A 17,748-nucleotide genomic window follows, 5' to 3' on the forward strand; every position below is an offset into this window, starting at 1 on the left:
ACCCGCCCCGGTCTCCGCAACCCCTTTGTGAAAATATTTTGAAAAAGCCCCCGCGCGCTAACGCGCACGGGGGCTTTTGGGGCTCGAGGGACCGAGCGCCGCCCACAATCTCGAGGAAGCCGGTGGTTCGTCGCTCTATATATAAGGCGATGTCACTTGCCGCCGACTGCGGCCCGCAGCCGCTCCATCGGCACTGCATCGGCCATGGCCGTGTAACCCGCGTCACTCGGATGAATGCCGTCGCCACTGTCATACCGGCGCTGCAGCACACTCGGGCGAGCCGGGTCGCGCAGCACCGCGTCGAAGTCCACCACGCCGTCGAACCCGCCGCCGCTCCGGATCCACCGGTTCACCTCGAGTCGGACCGCCTCGCGCCCGGCCGGCAACGCCGCAGGCGTGAGCGTCGCGCCAAAGACCTTCACGCCCTGGTGATGTGCTGCCTCGATCAACCGGCGATAGCCGTCGATCAACGAAGCGGCCGTGACCTGCGTATGCGGGTTGTCGCAATCGAGCCCCGCACGCGGCGGCATCGCCGCAAAGTTGATGTCGTTGATGCCGATCAGCACGATCGCCGCCTTCACCCCTGCACGCGAAAGCGCATCGCGCTCGAACCGTGACGCCAGCGACGTGCCGTAGCATGCCGAATCGCTCAGCAGCCGATTGCCGCTGATCCCGAGATTCACGACGCCGAGCGAATCCGAACCTGCCGTGGCCAGCCGACGCGCCAGCGCATCCGGCCAACGACGGTTGCGGTTCAGGCTCGAGCGTAGCCCGTCGGTGATCGAGTCCCCGATCGCGGCGACACTCGCCCGCGCGGCGCCCGCCTCGACGGCCAGTTCGGTCACCCACGCATACTGGGTAAAGCGCGTGCGGAATGCGCCGGCGCCCGGATCGTTCACATGATCGCCCGGCGCCGATACGTAATTGAGCTGGTTCGACACACGGTGCCACACCGTCATCCGCTGGTTTGCCCCCATCCGCAGACTGATTGCATACGGCTGCCCGGCCGTCACGTCGATCGCCACCGGGTCGCTTTCAAGCTCCTGGCCCGGGGCGAGCGTCACCGACGTCTTGCCGCCGAAGCGGACGGAAGCGCCCGTCGCGTCGGCAAGCGCCGCGCCGTCACCGGCGCGCGCGAGACTGGCAGCCTCGATCAACAGCGGCGCGCGAGCGTAGGCGTTGCTGATACGAATCCGCGCGGCATGCCCGGAAACCGTCGGGTAGACGATCTGCCGAACGGTTCGCCCGGCCACGTCGGGCGCGCGGTAGAGCGGCGGCGGCGCAGTCAGGTCGGGAATCGGCTGCAACGCGGTCGCCCACGCGGCGACCCACCCGGCCGGTGCGGCCGAGACCGCGAGCGGCGACATGAAAACGGACGCGCCCAGCACGGTCGCGACGAAACTGCTTCGAAATGACATCGGCGAAATCCTCATCGGAAAGCAGGCATTGTGCCGCAGAAGCCACCCGTCTCACGCGCCACCGCCCTCCCGACCGGCGATCGCGCCCATCGCCCCACGTTTACCCGAGTCCCGCTGCAAATCCGCAAGAAATTTATTAACCGACCGGTCGGTTGGTTTATACTTCGCACACATTCAACCGGACGAGATCCTCCGCCATGTACACGCAATCCCTCGACATCCCCGGCAACGTCGCACCGCTCGACGCCGCAGCCGAGTCGCCCGAGCAGGCGCGGTTCGACGCGGTCATGGCCGCGGACGGCAAGATCGAACCGCAGGACTGGATGCCCGATGCCTATCGCAAGACGCTGGTCCGCCAGATTTCGCAGCACGCGCACTCGGAAGTCGTCGGCATGCTGCCGGAAGGCAACTGGATCTCGCGCGCACCGAGCCTGAAGCGCAAGGCGATCCTGCTCGCGAAAGTCCAGGACGAAGCCGGTCACGGCCTCTATCTATATAGCGCGGCCGAAACGCTCGGCGTATCGCGCGATTCGCTGATCGACGCGCTGCACGCCGGCAAGGCGAAATACTCGAGCATCTTCAACTACCCGACGCCGACCTGGGCCGACGTCGGCGTGATCGGCTGGCTCGTCGACGGCGCCGCGATCATGAATCAGATCCCGCTGTGCCGCTGCACGTACGGCCCGTATGCGCGCGCGATGATCCGCGTGTGCAAGGAAGAGTCGTTCCACCAGCGCCAGGGCTTCGATGCACTGCTGTCGATGATGAAGGGGACCGACGCGCAGCGCGCGATGGTCCAGCAGGCGGTGAACCGCTGGTGGTGGCCGGTGCTGATGATGTTCGGCCCGAGCGACGCCGATTCGGTCCACAGCAACCAGTCCGCGAAATGGGGCATCAAGCGGATCTCGAACGACGACCTGCGGCAGAAGTTCGTCGACGCGACGGTCGATCAGGCGAAGGTGCTCGGCGTGACGCTGCCCGACCCTGACCTGAAATGGAACGAGGCGCGCGGCCACTACGACTACGGCGTGATCGACTGGGATGAATTCTGGCGCGTCGTCAACGGCGACGGCCCGTGCAACAAGGAACGCCTCGCGACGCGCGTGAAGGCGCACGACGACGGTGCGTGGGTGCGCGAAGCCGCGCTCGCGCACGAAGCAAAGCGCCGCGCCCGCGCCAAGCAGCAAGCCGCCTGAGCGGCAACTATCGAATACAGGATTCAGGAGAGAGTGATGAACAAGGAATGGCCGATCTGGGAAGTGTTCGTACGCAGCAAGCAGGGCCTCGACCACAAGCATTGCGGCAGCCTGCACGCGGCCGACGCGTCGATGGCGCTGCGCATGGCGCGCGACGTCTACACGCGTCGCCAGGAAGGCGTGAGCATCTGGGTGGTGCCGTCGTCGGCGATCACCGCGTCGGATCCGGCCGAGAAGGCCGAGTTGTTCGAACCGGCGGGCGACAAGATCTACCGTCACCCGACGTTCTACACGCTGCCCGACGAAGTCAACCACATGTAACGCCCGCGCCATGACGATCACGCCCGAACACCTCTCCTACGTGCTGCGCCTCGCGGACAACGCGCTGATCCTCGGTCAGCGCAACGCCGAATGGTGCGGCCACGGCCCGATCCTCGAGGAAGACATCGCGCTCACCAACATGAGCCTCGACCTCATCGGCCAGGCCCGCATGCTGTATACGCACGCAGCCGACCTCGACCGCCAACTGAACGGCGCGGCGAAGACGGAAGACGACTACGCGTACTTCCGTACCGAGCGCGAGTTCGCGAACTTCACGCTCGCCGAGCTGCCGCACTACGGCCCGATCGCCGGCACCGCGCACGCCGACAAAGACTATGCGGTGACCATCGTGCGCAATTTCCTCTACGCGACGCTGATGCTGCACGTGTGGACGGCGCTCGAAACGTCGACGGACGCGCAACTCGCCGCGATCGCCGCGAAATCGGTGAAGGAAACCCGCTATCACGTGCAGCATGCCCGCGAATGGCTGCTGCGCCTCGGCGACGGCACCGACGAATCGCATCGCCGCGCGCAGGCCGCGCTCGACTACCTGATTCCGTACACGCGCGAATTCTTCGCCGCCGACGCGGTCGACGACGCGATCGCCGCATCCGGCATCGGCCCGGCAGCGGCCACGCTCGAAGCCGCATGGCGCGCGGACGTGGACGATGCGCTCGCGGAAGCGACGCTCACCCTGCCCGCGCCCGTGCAGCATGTGACGACCGGCAAGCAGGGCGAGCACTCGGAGCACATGGGCTACCTGCTCGCGGAAATGCAGAGCCTCGCGCGCCAGCACCCCGGCGCGACCTGGTAACCGGCCGACCCAACGGAGCCCGACGATGTCCGTCCAGACTGCCGCCCCCGCCGACGCCGCACCCGCCGCGCACCGCAACGATCCGTTGCTCGCGCGCGCGTGGGACGTGCTCGAAGCCGTGCCCGATCCCGAGATTCCAGTCGTGTCGATCCGTGAGCTCGGCATCCTGCGCGACGTCCGTCGCGCAGACGACGGCCTGCTCGAAGTCGTGATCACGCCGACCTACTCCGGCTGTCCGGCGATGTCGCAGATCGCCGAGGACATCGCCGCGGCGATGCACGCCGCCGACCTGCCGCCGCACCGGATCGAGACGGTGCTCGCGCCCGCATGGACGACCGACTGGATCACGCAGGAAGCGCGCGACAAGCTGCGCGCGTACGGCATCGCGCCGCCCGTCGGCCAGTGCGCCGGCGCCGCGCCGCGGGAAAACGTCGTGCGTTTCGTGCCGCGCCCCGTCGCGGCGCCCGTCTGCCCGCGCTGCGGTTCCGCCCGCACCGAGCGTCTCGCGCAATTCGCGTCCACGGCCTGCAAGGCGTTGTATCGCTGTGTCGACTGCCGCGAACCCTTCGACTACTTCAAACCTTATTGATCATGGCGACCCCGCAATTTCACCCGCTGCGTATCCGCGATGTGCGCCCCGAGACCGCCGACGCCGTTACCGTCTCCTTCGACGTGCCGCCCGAATTGCGCGACGCGTACCGCTTCACGCAGGGCCAGTTCGTCACGCTGAAGACTCACATCGACGGCGAGGAAACGCGCCGCTCGTACTCGATCTGCGTCGGTACGACGGACTACGACCGTGACGGCGAGCTGCGCATCGGCATCAAGCGCGTGCGCGGCGGCCGGTTTTCGAACTTCGCGTTCGACACGCTGAAGCCCGGCCACACGATCGACGTGATGACACCGGACGGTCGCTTCTTCACGCACCTGAACGCCGACCACGGCAAACAGTACGTCGCGTTCTCCGGCGGATCGGGCATCACGCCGGTGCTCGCGATCGTGAAGACGACGCTCGAGCTCGAGCCGCGCAGCACGTTCACGCTGATCTACGGCAACCGCAGCGTCGACGCCATCATGTTCGCCGAGGAGCTCGAGGACCTGAAGAACCGCTACATGAACCGCTTCGTCCTGTACCACGTGCTGTCGGACGACCAGCAGGACGTCGAGCTGTTCAACGGCGTGCTCGACCAGGCGAAATGCGCGGAATTCCTTGCCACGCTGACGCCGGCCGACGCGATCGACGAAGCGTTCATCTGCGGCCCGGCGCCGATGATGGACGCGGCCGAAGCCGCGCTGAAGGCAGCCGGCGTGCCGCCGGCGAAGGTACATGTCGAACGCTTCGGCACGCCGCTGCCGCAAGCCGGCGCGCCCGTCGTCGAGATCACCGATCAGACGCCGGCCGCCGATCTCGAAATCGTGCTCGACGGCAAGAAGCGCAAGCTGCGCCTGCCGTACGAGGGCGTGAGCCTGCTCGACGTCGGCCTGCGCGCGGGCCTCGCGCTGCCATATGCGTGCAAGGGCGGCGTGTGCTGCACGTGCCGCGCGAAGGTGGTCGAAGGCGAAGTCCGGATGGAGAAGAACTACACGCTCGAGGAACATGAAGTGAAGGACGGCTTCGTGCTCACGTGCCAGTGCCATCCGATCAGCGACAAGGTCGTCGTGAGCTTCGACGAGCGTTGAGTGGTGTCGCACCGGCGCGGCGCGCCGGTTTCTCGTCGTCACACATCTCGCTTACACTAGGGGCCGCCGGCCGGCTGGACGTCGCAACGTCCGCCCGGCCGGCGGTTTTCTTTTGTTGATGACAGGCCGATGAGTACCATTCACGTGATTCAGGGCGGCACCGCCGCCGCGTCGCTGCGCGAGGCGCTCGCGCAAGCCGGACGCGACGAGCGCGTCGTCGGATTGCTCGACGATCTCGCGGTCGGGCCGCTGAAGGGCGCCGACGAGACGCCCGACACGCGCGCCGCCTTCTGGCAGCGCGTGCTCGGCGACCAGATTCCCGACTGGAATGCGGAGATCGAAGGTGAATTCACCCGCCTCGACCAGCTCGCGATGGATACGGACCAGGTAGTCGTCTGGCACGCACCGAGCGTCGGCGACAAGCTGCTGTTGCGCCGCGTCGCCTATCACCTGCGCAACGCGCCGCAGCGGCTGAACGAGGTGCGGTTGTCGGCCGCGGACCTCGACGCCCCGCAGCGCGCGGCGCTGACCCGCACCGACCAGGCCTGCTCGACCGGGATGTTCTCGCCCGCGGCACTCGCTCGCAAACGGCCGGTGGCCGCGCCGATCTCGGTACTGCGCATCGGTCGCCTCGCGCTCGAATGGCAAGAGGCGAAGCACCTGAATGCCGAGCTGCGCTACTGGGTCAGCAACACGATCGAGAGCGGCCATTACGCGGACCTCGACGCGCTGATCGTCGCGCACGCGGAACCCGGCTGGCTGCCCGCGCGACGTGTCGTCGGCGACATCATGGCCAACGCCGACCGCGGCGGGCTGTTCGTCAGCGATTCGATCGCCTGGTGGCGCTGCCGCGAACTCGCGGCTGCCGGCCGGCTCGAGCTGCAGGACGACGCGCCGGCCGCCCTTTCTTCCACGCAGGTGCGCGCGGCAGCCGCGCCTCGCTAACGCTACAACTTTCGCATTCGACCATGGCCCGTACCCGAGCGCCCGACCACGAATCCCAGCGCGAGCAGATCCTCGATCTCGCCGCCGAGAAATTCGCGCAAACGAGCTATCCGAGCACGTCGATGTCCGATCTCGCGACCGCGAGCGGCACGTCGAAGGCACGTCTCTATCACTATTACGAGAGCAAGGAAGCGATCCTGTTCGACCTGCTCGACCGCTACACGAAGCGGTTGATGCTGATCATCGCCGAGGTGGAAGGCGCGAGCCAGCGGCGCGGCCTCAGCGAGCGCGACGCGTTCGCCGAGCTGGTGCGCGCGTTCCTCGCCGAGTACGAGACGTCGCACAGCCGCCATGTCGCGCTGCTCAACGACGTGAAGTATCTCGAGGACGCGCAGCGCGAAATCGTGCTCGACCGGCAGCGCGACATCGTCGCGGCATTCGCGCGTCAGCTCGCGCGCGCCTACCCGGACCGGATCTCGAAGGAAAACCAGACGTCGGTCACGATGATGGTGTTCGGGATGATCAACTGGACGTTCACGTGGCTCAAGCCGGGTGGCCGCCTCGGCTACCGCGACTTCGCCGAACAGGTGATCGACCTGATGGAACGCGGGCTGTCGCCCGGCGCGTGATTGCCGCGCAGCAGCATGCGTTGCGCGGCGGGCACACTGCGACAGGCCGCCGCGCATTTCATGTGATGAATTTTAAATCCGTTAAAAATCAAATAGATAGAGAATGAACTAAGCGGATTTAGAATTCCCCCTCAGCACAAATAACGTCAAATACGGGTTTTCCCCAACCCCGCTCAGGTAAAATGCGCTGCATTGCACAAGTTGCTCGTGCAGCTACACACTGAGGAACCCACGATGAACACGCAACTCGACCGCCGTGCCGATGCAGTCGGCCACGCCGGTACTGCGCCGGTTCTCGTCAGGGAACTGGCTTCCAAAGACCGTGAGCAAATGCTCACCCACTTTCTCTCGCTCAACGAAGAGGACCGCCTGCTGCGCTTCGGCCAGATGGTGCCCGACCATGTGATCGAGAACTATGTCCGTACGATCGACTTCGGTCGCGACACGGTGTTCGGCGTGTTCGACCATGCGCTCGAGCTGATCGGGGTCGGCCACCTGGCGTATCTGCCCGCCGAAGGCGACAAGCGTACGGCCGAATTCGGCGTGTCGGTGCTCGAAAGCGCCCGCGGCTGCGGTGTCGGCTCGAAACTGTTCGAGCGCGCGGCGATCCGCAGCCGCAACACCCGCGTGACGATGCTGTACATGCATTGCCTGTCGCGCAACGCGACGATGATGCACATCGCGAAGAAGTCCGGGATGCGCATCGAGTACGCTTACGGCGAGGCCGATGCGTACCTGTCGCTGCCACCGGCCGACCACTCGACGATCCTCGCCGAGATGCTGCAGGAGCAGGCCGCGGTATTCGACTACGCGCTCAAGCGCCAGGCGCACCGCACGTCGAAGTTCATCGAATCGCTGATGCCCGCCGCGCTGACGGCATGACATCGGCCGACCGGGCTGCCTTGCGGGGCGCCCGGCTCAGCCTTCTTTCTCCCCTTCCCGCACCGCGCTCTAGCGCACCGACCGGATCGGCAACGCCGTCGTCTCCTTGAAGCACTCGAGCGAGAAGCTCGTCTTCACGTCGATCACCGACGGATGGTGCAGCAAATGCTCCTGCACGAAGCGGGAGAAGTGCGCCATGTCCTCGACCTGCACCCGCAGCAGGTAATCCATGTCGCCCGTCATCGCATGGCACGCCACCACTTCCGGCCAGGTCTGCACGGCCGCGCGGAACAGTTCCGCGTGGGTCGCGCCCGCGCGCGCCGACGTCTCGTCGGCACGGGCCGGCGCCAGGCCGCCGCGCTTCTCGAGCCGCACGCTCACGTATGCGAGCAGGTCGAGCCCCAGCTTCTGCGGATCGAGCAACGCGACGTAGCCGGTGATCACACCGATCTCCTCGAGCCGCCGGATCCGTCGCAGGCACGGGCTCGGCGACAGGTTCACGCGCTCGGCGATCTCCTGGTTCGACAAGCGGCCGTTCTCCTGAAGAATCGCGAGAATCCGCCGGTCGATGGCATCCAATTCGGCTTGCGCCATCTTCTGCCCTCCAATGATGGTTCAGAGACTGGAAATTGCGCCATCGTAGGCATTGACGATTAAGTTCGCAAGTTTACGCTCGCGGCCGCCCGCTACACTTTGTCGCACGTACCGATTCGTTGCGCACGCCGATGCGTGCGCCGCGTTCGACATCGAACCGGGCCGCGCGCGCACGTCGCGCCGGCCGATCGCCCCGCACAGGAGACACGACATGCAGATCCCCCAATGGGACAACCCCGTCGGCACCGACGGCTTCGAATTCATCGAATACACCGCTCCGGATCCGAAAGCGCTCGGACAACTGTTCGAACGGATGGGTTTCACCGCGATCGCGCGCCATCGCCACAAGGACGTGACGGTCTACCGCCAGGGCGACATCAACTTCATCATCAACGCCGAACCCGATTCGTTCGCGCAACGCTTCGCACGCCTGCATGGCCCGTCGATCTGCGCGATCGCGTTCCGCGTGCAGGACGCCGCGAAGGCGTACAAGCACGCGCTCGAACTCGGCGCGTGGGGCTTCGACAACAAGACGGGCCCGATGGAGCTGAATATCCCGGCGATCAAGGGCATCGGCGATTCGCTGATCTACTTCGTCGACCGCTGGCGCGGCAAGAACGGCGCGCAGCCGGGCGCGATCGGTGACATCAGCATCTACGACGTCGACTTCGAGCCGATCGCCGGCGCGAACCCGAACCCCGTCGGCCACGGCCTCACCTACATCGACCACCTGACGCACAACGTGCATCGCGGCCGCATGCAGGAATGGGCCGAGTTCTACGAGCGCCTGTTCAACTTCCGCGAAGTGCGGTACTTCGACATCGAAGGCAAGGTGACCGGCGTGAAGTCGAAGGCGATGACCTCGCCGTGCGGCAAGATCCGGATCCCGATCAACGAGGAAGGCTCGGACACGGCCGGCCAGATTCAGGAATACCTCGACGCGTACCACGGCGAAGGCATCCAGCACATCGCGCTCGGCACGAACGACATCTACGGCGCGGTCGACGGCCTGCGCGGCAAGAGCGTGAAGTTGCTCGACACGATCGACACGTATTACGAGCTGGTCGACCGCCGCGTGCCGAACCACGGCGAATCGCTGGACGAACTGAAGAAGCGCAAGATCCTGATCGACGGTGCCCGCGACGACCTGCTGCTGCAGATCTTCACCGAGAACCAGATCGGCCCGATCTTCTTCGAGATCATCCAGCGCAAGGGCAATCAGGGCTTCGGCGAAGGCAACTTCAAGGCGCTGTTCGAATCGATCGAACTCGACCAGATCCGCCGCGGCGTGGTCCAGGACAAGGCCTGACGCAGACGGCCGCCCGGCGCCCGACAGCCGGGGGCCGCGCGAGCCTCGGCGGCACATGAAAAAAAGGGCGGGAATCCTGCGATTCCCGCCCTTTCGTCTTTTGCGTGGTTTCGGCGCGGCCTGGCGCCGCGCGAACAGATCAACGCACGTTCGCCTTCGACACGACGCGCGCGGCTGCCGGCTGCGCGTCGGCAGCCTGCGCCGGCGCGATCTGACGCATCTGCGCGCCGGCTGCCGCCAGTGCGCTCGCGCCTTGCGCGTGCACCGGGCCGGTCATCGCGAAAAACGCGGCGGACACGATCAGGAAACTCTGGATATGACGTGTGTTCATTGCACCTCCTTTAAAACTGCCGGCGCCTCCCCGGTTGCGTCGAAACAGGCCGACGCGGCCGGGCACCTCCGGCAGGCCGACAAGATTAACGGCATTTGTACGAAGATGGGACCGGCTTTACATGCTTTTACATGATGTAACGCATTGCGGCGCGCCGTTTCGTCGATGCGCCGAGGCCAACCGGCCGGTGAGCGACGGGTTTATCCCAGTGCTACCATCGCTTAAAACCGGCGAATATGCCGGCCACTGCCGAGACGTTCACAAGACGTCGACGCAATTGAAGCTTTGGTGATCCCAAACTGGGTGGAGGAGACAGTTCAATGAATGCCCCGCTAGACGCAGGCCAACGCGCGTCGCTTGAAGCCGCGCTGAAGTCCGTCACGCTTGACGACAAATACACGCTCGAACGCGGCCGCGCGTACATGAGCGGCATTCAGGCGCTCGTGCGCCTGCCGATGCTCCAGCAGGAACGCGACCGCGCCGCCGGCCTCAACACGGCCGGCTTCATCTCCGGTTATCGCGGCTCGCCGCTCGGCGGCCTCGATCTCTCGCTCTGGAAGGCCAAGCAGCACCTCGCGGCCCACCAGATCGTCTTTCAGCCCGGTCTCAACGAAGATCTCGCCGCAACCGCCGTGTGGGGCTCGCAGCAGGTGAACCTGTATCCCGGCGCGAAGCACGACGGCGTGTTCGGCATGTGGTACGGCAAGGGCCCGGGCGTCGACCGCACCGGCGACGTCTTCAAGCACGCGAACTCGGCCGGCTCGTCGAAGCACGGCGGCGTGCTGGTGTTGGCCGGCGACGACCACGCGGCGAAATCGTCGACGCTCGCTCACCAGTCCGAACACATCTTCAAGGCCTGCGGGCTGCCGGTGCTGTTTCCGTCCAATGTGCAGGAATATCTCGACTTCGGCCTGCACGGCTGGGCGATGAGCCGCTACTCGGGCCTGTGGGTCGCGCTCAAGTGCGTGACGGACGTGGTCGAATCGTCGGCATCGGTCGACATCGACCCGCATCGCACCGAGATCGTGCTGCCGACCGACTTCATCCTGCCGGAAGGCGGCCTGAACATCCGCTGGCCGGACCCGCCGCTCGTCCAGGAAGCGCGGCTGCTCGACTACAAGTGGTACGCGGCGCTCGCGTACGTGCGCGCGAACAAGCTCGACCGCATCGAGATCGACTCGCCGAATGCGCGCTTCGGGATCATGACGGGCGGCAAGGCGTACCTCGACGTGCGCCAGGCGCTGACGGACCTCGGCCTCGACGACGAAACCTGCGCGCGGATCGGCATCCGCCTGTACAAGGTCGGCTGCGTGTGGCCGCTCGAGGCCCAGGGCGCGCAGGCGTTCGCGCGCGGCCTCGACGAAATCCTCGTCGTCGAGGAAAAGCGCCAGATCCTCGAATACGCGATCAAGGAAGAACTGTACAACTGGCCCGATGCGCAGCGCCCGCGCGTGTTCGGCAAGTTCGACGAGAAGGACGGCGCCGGCGGGGAATGGTCGGTACCGATGGGCAACTGGCTGCTGCCCGCGCACTACGAACTGTCGCCCGCGATCATCGCGAAGGCGATCGCGACGCGCCTCGAGAAGTTCGAGCTGCCGTCCGACGTGCGCGCGCGCATCGCCGCGCGGCTCGCGGTGATCAACGCGAAGGAAATGGCGCTCGCGAAGCCGCACGTGCAGACCGAGCGCAAGCCGTGGTTCTGCTCGGGCTGCCCGCACAACACGTCGACCAACGTGCCGGAAGGCTCGCGCGCGATCGCCGGGATCGGCTGCCACTACATGACGGTCTGGATGGACCGCAACACGAGCACCTTCAGCCAGATGGGCGGCGAAGGCGTGCCGTGGATCGGCCAGGCGCCGTTCACGGACGAGAAGCACGTATTCGCGAACCTCGGCGACGGCACCTATTTCCACTCGGGCCTGCTCGCGGTGCGCGCGGCGATCTCGTCGAAGGCGAACATCACCTACAAGATCCTCTATAACGACGCGGTCGCGATGACGGGCGGCCAGCCGGTCGACGGCGTGCTGACGGTGCCGCAGATCACGCACCAGCTCGCGTCCGAGGGCGCGAAGAAGATCGTGATCGTCACCGATGAACCGGAGAAGTACGACAGCCAGAAGGCGCTCCTAGCACCAGGCGTGACGATCCATCACCGCGACCAGCTCGACGACGTGCAGCGCGAGCTGCGCGAGATCGAAGGCACGACGATCCTGATCTACGACCAGACCTGCGCGACCGAGAAGCGCCGCCGACGCAAGCGAGGCACGTATCCGGATCCGGCGAAGCGCGTCGTGATCAACGACGCGGTGTGCGAAGGCTGCGGCGACTGCTCGGTGCAGTCGAACTGCCTGTCGGTCGAGCCGCTTGAAACCGAATTCGGCACGAAGCGCCAGATCAACCAGTCGAGCTGCAACAAGGACTTCTCGTGCGTGAAGGGCTTCTGCCCGAGCTTCGTCACGGTCGAAGGCGGCCAGCTGAAGAAGCCCAAGGCCGTGTCGGTGGACGGCGGTGCGCTGCCGCCGATCCCGGAGCCGACGCTGCCGGCGATCGACCGTGCCTACGGCGTGCTCGTCACGGGTGTGGGCGGCACGGGCGTCGTCACGATCGGCGCGCTGCTCGGGATGGCCGCGCACCTGGAGAACAAGGGCGTGACCGTGCTCGACGTCACGGGCCTCGCGCAGAAGGGCGGCGCCGTGATGAGCCACGTGCAGATCTCGCACGCGCCGACCGACATCCACGCGACGCGGATCGCGATGGGCGAAGCCGACCTCGTGATCGGCTGCGACGCGATCGTCACGGCTGGCGACGAATGCACGTCGCGCATGCGCCATGACGCGACGCGCGTGGTCGTCAACAGTGCGCAGACGCCGACCGCCGAGTTCATCAAGAATCCGAACTGGGCGTTCCCGGGCCTGTCCGCGGAAAACGACATCCGCGCGGCGGCGGGTGAAGCCGTCGACTTCATCGACGCGAACCGCTTCGCGGTCGCGCTGCTCGGCGACGCGATCTACACGAACCCGTTCGTGCTCGGCTACGCGTGGCAGAAAGGCTGGCTGCCGCTCACGCTTGCGTCGCTCGTCCGAGCGATCGAGCTGAATGCGGTATCGGTCGAGAAGAACCGTGCGGCATTCGACTGGGGCCGCCGCGCCGCCCACGACCTCGCGAGCGTGAAGCAGGCCGCGGCCGGCGACGCACGCCCGGCGCAAGGCGCCACGGTGATCGCGTTGCACACGAAGAAGGCGGTCGACGCCCTGATCGCGAAGCGCGTGGAATTCCTCACCGCGTACCAGAACGCCGCATACGCAGCACGCTATGCAGCCTTCGTCGACAAGGTGCGAGCAGCCGAGCGTGCGCTGGCAGACGGCGACACGATGCAGGAGCAACTGACCGAAGCGGTCGCGCGCAACCTGTTCAAGCTGATGGCGTACAAGGATGAATACGAAGTCGCGCGGCTGCAGTCCGATCCGGCGTTCCTCGCGCGCCTGTCGTCGCAGTTCGAAGGCGACTGGAAACTGAAGTTCCATCTCGCGCCGCCGCTGTTCGCGAAGACGGACGCTCACGGCCATCTCGTGAAGAAGGCGTACGGCCCGTGGATGCTGTCGGCGTTCCGGTTGCTCGCGAAGGCAAAGTTCCTGCGCGGCACGGGCCTCGACCCGTTCGGCCGCACCGAGGAGCGCCGCACCGAGCGCGCACTGATCGGCGAGTACGAAGCGCTGATCGACGAAGTGCTGGCCAGGCTGAACGCGGCCAACCACCCGCTCGCGCTCGAGCTGGCGGCGCTGCCGGACGGCATTCGCGGCTACGGCCACGTGAAGGAGAACAACCTGCGCGCGGTACGCCAGAAGTGGAACACGTTGCTCGCGAAGTGGCGTTCGCCGACGGGCGGGCAGTCGCGCCAGCAGGTCGCGTAACGGCGCGAGGCGGACGTTCGCGGTCGGGACGTCCGCCTCCGCGCGGTGGGCGGTTCACAAAAAAAACGCCACGGAACGCAGGTTCCGTGGCGTTTTTCATTGCGCCGCGCGCGATGCGCGGCACACGCGGGCGCGAACTTACTTCGTGTTCGCGTTCGCGGCGGCCACTGCCGTCATGTTGATGATCCGGCGCACGGTCGCGGCCGGCGTCAGGATGTGGACCGGCTTCGCCGCGCCGAGCAGGAGCGGGCCGACCGTCACGCCTTCGCCGCCGACCATCTTCAGCAGGTTGTACGCGATGTTCGCCGCTTCGACGTTCGGCATGATCAGCAGGTTCGCTTCGCCCGACAGCGTCGTGCCCGGGAATGCGGCCTTGCGGACCGCTTCCGACAGCGCCGCGTCGCCGTGCATTTCGCCGTCGACCTCGAGGTTCGGCGCACGCTCGCTGATCAGCTTGCGGGCTTCGGCCATGCGGCGCGACGACGCCGACGGCGCGCTGCCGAAGTTCGAGTTCGACAGCAGCGCGGCCTTCGGCACGATGCCGAAGCGCTCGATCTCGGCGGCCGCCTGGATCGTCATGTCGGCGAGCTGTTCGGCGCTCGGCAGTTCGTTCACGTACGTGTCGCACAGGAACAGGTTGCGGCCCGGCAGCATCAGCAGGTTCATCGCCGCGAAGTGCTCGGCGCCCTTCGCGCGGCCCAGCACCTGCTCGATGAACTTCAGGTGCGTGTGGTACGTATCGATCATCCCGCAGATCATCCCGTCCGCGTCGCCCAGATGCACGAGCATTGCGCCGATCAGCGTGTTGAACTTGCGCATCGCGGCCTTCGCGACTTCCGGCGTGACGCCGTCGCGCGCGCCGATCTCGTGGTAGGCCTGCCAGTAGCGGTGGTAACGCGTGTCGTCTTCCGGATTCACGATCTCGAAATCGACGCCGGCCTTGAGCTTCGAGCCGATCTTCTGCAAGCGCATCTCGATGACCGACGGACGGCCGACGATGATCGGCTTCGCGATCTTTTCCTGCAGCACGAACTGCGCGGCGCGCAGCACGCGCTCGTCCTCGCCCTCGGCGAACACGATGCGCGCCTGCTTCTTCTTCGCGGTCGCGAACACCGGACGCATCACCATGCCGGTGCGGTAGACGGTCGCGCCGAGCTGCTCGCGGTATGCGTCCATGTCCTGGATCGGACGCGTGGCGACGCCCGAATCCATCGCGGCTTGCGCGACGGCCGGCGCGATCTTGATGATCAGGCGCGGATCGAACGGCTTCGGAATCAGGTATTCCGGCCCGAACTCGAGCGAGTGGCCTTCATACGCCTTCGCGACTTCCTCGCTCTGGTCGGTCTCCTCGGCCAGCTCGGCGATGGCGCGCACGCACGCGAGCTTCATTTCTTCCGTGATCGTCGTCGCGCCGACGTCGAGCGCGCCGCGGAAGATGAACGGGAAGCACAGCACGTTGTTGACCTGGTTCGGATAGTCCGAACGGCCGGTCGCGACGATCGCGTCCGGGCGCACGGCCTTCGCGTCTTCCGGGCGGATTTCCGGTTCCGGGTTCGCAAGCGCCAGGATCAGCGGGCGGTCGCCCATCGTCTTGACCATGTCCTGCTTCAGCACGCCCGCGCTCGAGCAGCCGAGGAACACGTCGGCGCCGACGATCGCGTCGGCGAGCGTGCGCGCGTCGGTCGCAGCCGCATAGCGCTGCTTCGACGGGTCGAGGTTGCCGCGCCCTTCGTAGATCACGCCCTTCGAGTCGGCGACGAGGATGTTCGCCTTCGTGAGACCCAGGTTCACCAGCAGGTCCAGACACGCGATCGCCGCCGCGCCCGCGCCCGAGCACACGAGCTTCACTTCGGACAACTTCTTGCCGACCACCTTCAGGCCGTTCAGGATCGCGGCCGACGCGATGATCGCGGTGCCATGCTGGTCGTCGTGGAAGACGGGAATCTTCATGCGCTCGCGCAGCTTCTGCTCGATGTAGAAGCATTCCGGCGCCTTGATGTCCTCGAGGTTGATGCCGCCGAGCGTCGGCTCGAGCATCGCGATCGCCTCGACGAGCTTGTCGGGGTCGGATTCCGACAGTTCGATGTCGAACACGTCGATGCCCGCGAACTTCTTGAACAGGCAGCCCTTGCCTTCCATCACCGGCTTCGCGGCCAGCGGGCCGATGTTGCCGAGGCCCAGCACGGCCGTGCCGTTCGTGATGACGCCGACGAGGTTGCCGCGCGACGTGTACTTCTGCGCGTCGAGCGGATCGGCGTGGATCGCCTCGCACGCGGCGGCGACGCCCGGCGAATACGCGAGCGACAGATCGAGCTGGTTCGACAGCGGCTTGGTCGGGGTGACCGAAATCTTGCCGGGTTTCGGGTTCAGGTGATAAGCGAGAGCGGCCTGCTTCAGTTGTTCGTCCATGATTGACCTGCGAGAGACATGCGAAATTTTTGACGGTTCAGTACACAGCACCTTGGGCCGCGTCTACTTGAATCGAAGGGGTGGTCGACTGCGAGACGGCACGCAGCGCGCCGGGTCGGCACGCCATCGAACCTTGGCGGGTGGCAAGAGGAAAGTACAAAGTACTGAGCGATTTCTAAGGGTCGCCTAGTGTACACCCCGCGCATGACGCATGTTGGTGCAGCGCCGCATCCTTTGCATCAGCGCGCGAGCGGTCCGGCCCCGTTTGTTTCGCCGGTGGTGAGCCACGCGGCAAACCCGCGCGAATTCCGCCGAAAACCGGCCTGAATCGGGTAAAATAGCCGGCTACGCGCGCAGCGATGCGATTGGCCCTCCGATCGCGCCCCGGCCCCTCGGGCAGGTTCCCCTTGCTGCGCCATGGGGCCCGCGCCCGCTCTTCGCTCATCACCCAAGGAATGCCCATGACAGGCTACGATCGTCAGTCGATCTCGGATACGACCGCCAAAATCCTGCTCGAAGTACAGGCAGTGCACTTCAATGCAGAAAAACCGTTCATCTTCACGTCCGGCTGGGCAAGCCCCGTCTACATCGACTGCCGCAAGCTGATCTCGTATCCGCGCGTGCGCCGTGCGCTGATGGAAATGGCGGAAACGACGATCATGCGCGACGTCGGCTTCGAGCAGATCGACTCGGTGGCGGGCGGCGAGACGGCCGGCATCCCGTTCGCGGCATGGCTCGCGGACCGGATGATGGTGCCGATGCAGTACGTTCGCAAGAAGCCGAAGGGTTTCGGCCGCAACGCGCAGATCGAAGGCCATCTGGAAGAAGGCTCGCGCGTGCTGCTCGTGGAAGACCTGACGACCGACAGCCGCAGCAAGATCAACTTCGTCAACGCGCTGCGCACCGCGGGCGCGACGGTGAATCACTGCTTCGTGCTGTTCCACTACAACATCTTCAAGGAAAGCGTGTCGGTCCTGAAGGACATCGACGTCGACCTGCACGCGCTGGCGACCTGGTGGGACGTGCTGCGCGTCGCGAAGGCCTCGGGCTACTTCGAGACCAAGACGCTCGACGAAGTCGAGAAGTTCCTGCACGCGCCGGCCGAGTGGTCGGCCGCGCACGGCGGCGCGACGGCTCCGAAGGAGTAATGCCGGGCCGGCACGCAGCCGGCACCCTGGCCGAACGAGCCGCTCGCCTGATCGCGAGCGGCTTTTTTTTCGTCCACCGATCCGCACCGGGGCCGGCCCGCATCGCGCATCGAACCCTAATGCTAGACTTGATCCATCGTCGCCATCAGCTGCGCGGGCAA

At 66.1% G+C, this 17,748-nt stretch carries 15 protein-coding genes; 11 read left to right on the top strand and 4 right to left on the bottom strand.

Annotation, left to right across the window (positions count from 1 at the left end; all coding sequences use genetic code 11):
- Nucleotides 1-152: 152 nt before the first annotated feature.
- The gene (locus tag BTE28158_RS28055; RefSeq protein WP_151050626.1) at nucleotides 153-1,418 is read right to left on the bottom strand and encodes an SGNH/GDSL hydrolase family protein; all 1,266 of its coding nucleotides are present in this window, start codon (nucleotides 1,416-1,418) and stop codon (nucleotides 153-155) included.
- 197 nt (nucleotides 1,419-1,615) lie between these two features.
- On the opposite strand from BTE28158_RS28055, the gene paaA reads away from it, so the two are divergent.
- The 8 genes from paaA to BTE28158_RS28095 all read left to right on the top strand — a co-directional run bounded on the left by paaA (nucleotide 1,616) and on the right by BTE28158_RS28095 (nucleotide 7,885).
- Entirely contained in the window at nucleotides 1,616-2,614 is a 999-nt protein-coding gene (paaA, locus tag BTE28158_RS28060; RefSeq protein WP_151050628.1) for a 1,2-phenylacetyl-CoA epoxidase subunit PaaA, read from the top strand.
- A gap of 36 nt (nucleotides 2,615-2,650) precedes the next feature.
- Complete coding sequence (gene paaB / locus BTE28158_RS28065; RefSeq protein WP_006752453.1) at nucleotides 2,651-2,935, top strand: 1,2-phenylacetyl-CoA epoxidase subunit PaaB; 285 nt, start codon at nucleotides 2,651-2,653, stop codon at nucleotides 2,933-2,935.
- 10 nt (nucleotides 2,936-2,945) lie between these two features.
- Entirely contained in the window at nucleotides 2,946-3,749 is an 804-nt protein-coding gene (paaC, locus tag BTE28158_RS28070; protein ID WP_124905727.1) for a 1,2-phenylacetyl-CoA epoxidase subunit PaaC, read from the top strand.
- A gap of 25 nt (nucleotides 3,750-3,774) precedes the next feature.
- Nucleotides 3,775-4,338 (top strand): 1,2-phenylacetyl-CoA epoxidase subunit PaaD, encoded by a 564-nt coding sequence (gene paaD, locus BTE28158_RS28075; RefSeq protein WP_059608508.1) that lies wholly within the window; start codon nucleotides 3,775-3,777, stop codon nucleotides 4,336-4,338.
- A 2-nt stretch (nucleotides 4,339-4,340) separates the two neighbouring features.
- Nucleotides 4,341-5,429 carry a 1,2-phenylacetyl-CoA epoxidase subunit PaaE gene (paaE, locus tag BTE28158_RS28080; RefSeq protein ID WP_124628526.1) on the top strand — a complete coding sequence of 363 codons (1,089 nt, stop codon included), beginning with the start codon at nucleotides 4,341-4,343 and terminating at the stop codon, nucleotides 5,427-5,429.
- A 129-nt stretch (nucleotides 5,430-5,558) separates the two neighbouring features.
- Nucleotides 5,559-6,374, top strand: coding sequence for a DUF1835 domain-containing protein (locus BTE28158_RS28085; RefSeq protein ID WP_059608510.1), 816 nt, complete (start codon nucleotides 5,559-5,561; stop codon nucleotides 6,372-6,374).
- A gap of 23 nt (nucleotides 6,375-6,397) precedes the next feature.
- Nucleotides 6,398-7,003: a TetR/AcrR family transcriptional regulator gene (locus BTE28158_RS28090; protein WP_006757885.1), complete on the top strand. Its 606-nt coding sequence runs from the start codon at nucleotides 6,398-6,400 to the stop codon at nucleotides 7,001-7,003.
- A gap of 234 nt (nucleotides 7,004-7,237) precedes the next feature.
- Nucleotides 7,238-7,885, top strand: a complete 648-nt coding sequence (locus tag BTE28158_RS28095; RefSeq protein ID WP_151050630.1) for a GNAT family N-acetyltransferase — start codon at nucleotides 7,238-7,240, stop codon at nucleotides 7,883-7,885.
- A gap of 69 nt (nucleotides 7,886-7,954) precedes the next feature.
- On the opposite strand, the gene BTE28158_RS28100 is transcribed toward BTE28158_RS28095, so the two are convergent.
- Nucleotides 7,955-8,479 carry an Lrp/AsnC family transcriptional regulator gene (locus BTE28158_RS28100; RefSeq protein WP_059608511.1) on the bottom strand — a complete coding sequence of 175 codons (525 nt, stop codon included), beginning with the start codon at nucleotides 8,477-8,479 and terminating at the stop codon, nucleotides 7,955-7,957.
- A gap of 211 nt (nucleotides 8,480-8,690) precedes the next feature.
- Between BTE28158_RS28100 and hppD the strand changes: the two genes are divergently transcribed.
- Nucleotides 8,691-9,788, top strand: coding sequence for a 4-hydroxyphenylpyruvate dioxygenase (gene hppD, locus BTE28158_RS28105; RefSeq protein ID WP_124905729.1), 1,098 nt, complete (start codon nucleotides 8,691-8,693; stop codon nucleotides 9,786-9,788).
- 139 nt (nucleotides 9,789-9,927) lie between these two features.
- On the opposite strand, the gene BTE28158_RS28110 is transcribed toward hppD, so the two are convergent.
- Nucleotides 9,928-10,119, bottom strand: a complete 192-nt coding sequence (locus BTE28158_RS28110; RefSeq protein WP_124905731.1) for a hypothetical protein — start codon at nucleotides 10,117-10,119, stop codon at nucleotides 9,928-9,930.
- A gap of 320 nt (nucleotides 10,120-10,439) precedes the next feature.
- On the opposite strand from BTE28158_RS28110, the gene BTE28158_RS28115 reads away from it, so the two are divergent.
- Nucleotides 10,440-14,030 carry an indolepyruvate ferredoxin oxidoreductase family protein gene (locus BTE28158_RS28115; RefSeq protein ID WP_151050632.1) on the top strand — a complete coding sequence of 1,197 codons (3,591 nt, stop codon included), beginning with the start codon at nucleotides 10,440-10,442 and terminating at the stop codon, nucleotides 14,028-14,030.
- A gap of 138 nt (nucleotides 14,031-14,168) precedes the next feature.
- Here the strand turns inward: BTE28158_RS28115 and BTE28158_RS28120 are convergent, their stop codons facing one another.
- Nucleotides 14,169-16,439 carry an NADP-dependent malic enzyme gene (locus tag BTE28158_RS28120; RefSeq protein ID WP_124628535.1) on the bottom strand — a complete coding sequence of 757 codons (2,271 nt, stop codon included), beginning with the start codon at nucleotides 16,437-16,439 and terminating at the stop codon, nucleotides 14,169-14,171.
- Between the two features lie 461 nt (nucleotides 16,440-16,900).
- On the opposite strand from BTE28158_RS28120, the gene BTE28158_RS28125 reads away from it, so the two are divergent.
- Entirely contained in the window at nucleotides 16,901-17,587 is a 687-nt protein-coding gene (locus BTE28158_RS28125; protein ID WP_006752465.1) for an orotate phosphoribosyltransferase, read from the top strand.
- Nucleotides 17,588-17,748 lie beyond the last annotated feature (161 nt).

It is taken from the genome of Burkholderia diffusa (genome assembly GCF_902499115.1).
GTDB lineage: Bacteria > Pseudomonadota > Gammaproteobacteria > Burkholderiales > Burkholderiaceae > Burkholderia > Burkholderia diffusa.

Coding starts and splice junctions, on each gene's coding strand:
- BTE28158_RS28055 (WP_151050626.1), bottom strand. CDS start 1,418: ATGTCATTTCGAAGCAGTTTCGTCGCGACCGTGCTGGGCGCGTCCGTT.
- paaA (WP_151050628.1), top strand. CDS start 1,616: ATGTACACGCAATCCCTCGACATCCCCGGCAACGTCGCACCGCTCGAC.
- paaB (WP_006752453.1), top strand. CDS start 2,651: ATGAACAAGGAATGGCCGATCTGGGAAGTGTTCGTACGCAGCAAGCAG.
- paaC (WP_124905727.1), top strand. CDS start 2,946: ATGACGATCACGCCCGAACACCTCTCCTACGTGCTGCGCCTCGCGGAC.
- paaD (WP_059608508.1), top strand. CDS start 3,775: ATGTCCGTCCAGACTGCCGCCCCCGCCGACGCCGCACCCGCCGCGCAC.
- paaE (WP_124628526.1), top strand. CDS start 4,341: ATGGCGACCCCGCAATTTCACCCGCTGCGTATCCGCGATGTGCGCCCC.
- BTE28158_RS28085 (WP_059608510.1), top strand. CDS start 5,559: ATGAGTACCATTCACGTGATTCAGGGCGGCACCGCCGCCGCGTCGCTG.
- BTE28158_RS28090 (WP_006757885.1), top strand. CDS start 6,398: ATGGCCCGTACCCGAGCGCCCGACCACGAATCCCAGCGCGAGCAGATC.
- BTE28158_RS28095 (WP_151050630.1), top strand. CDS start 7,238: ATGAACACGCAACTCGACCGCCGTGCCGATGCAGTCGGCCACGCCGGT.
- BTE28158_RS28100 (WP_059608511.1), bottom strand. CDS start 8,479: ATGGCGCAAGCCGAATTGGATGCCATCGACCGGCGGATTCTCGCGATT.
- hppD (WP_124905729.1), top strand. CDS start 8,691: ATGCAGATCCCCCAATGGGACAACCCCGTCGGCACCGACGGCTTCGAA.
- BTE28158_RS28110 (WP_124905731.1), bottom strand. CDS start 10,119: ATGAACACACGTCATATCCAGAGTTTCCTGATCGTGTCCGCCGCGTTT.
- BTE28158_RS28115 (WP_151050632.1), top strand. CDS start 10,440: ATGAATGCCCCGCTAGACGCAGGCCAACGCGCGTCGCTTGAAGCCGCG.
- BTE28158_RS28120 (WP_124628535.1), bottom strand. CDS start 16,439: ATGGACGAACAACTGAAGCAGGCCGCTCTCGCTTATCACCTGAACCCG.
- BTE28158_RS28125 (WP_006752465.1), top strand. CDS start 16,901: ATGACAGGCTACGATCGTCAGTCGATCTCGGATACGACCGCCAAAATC.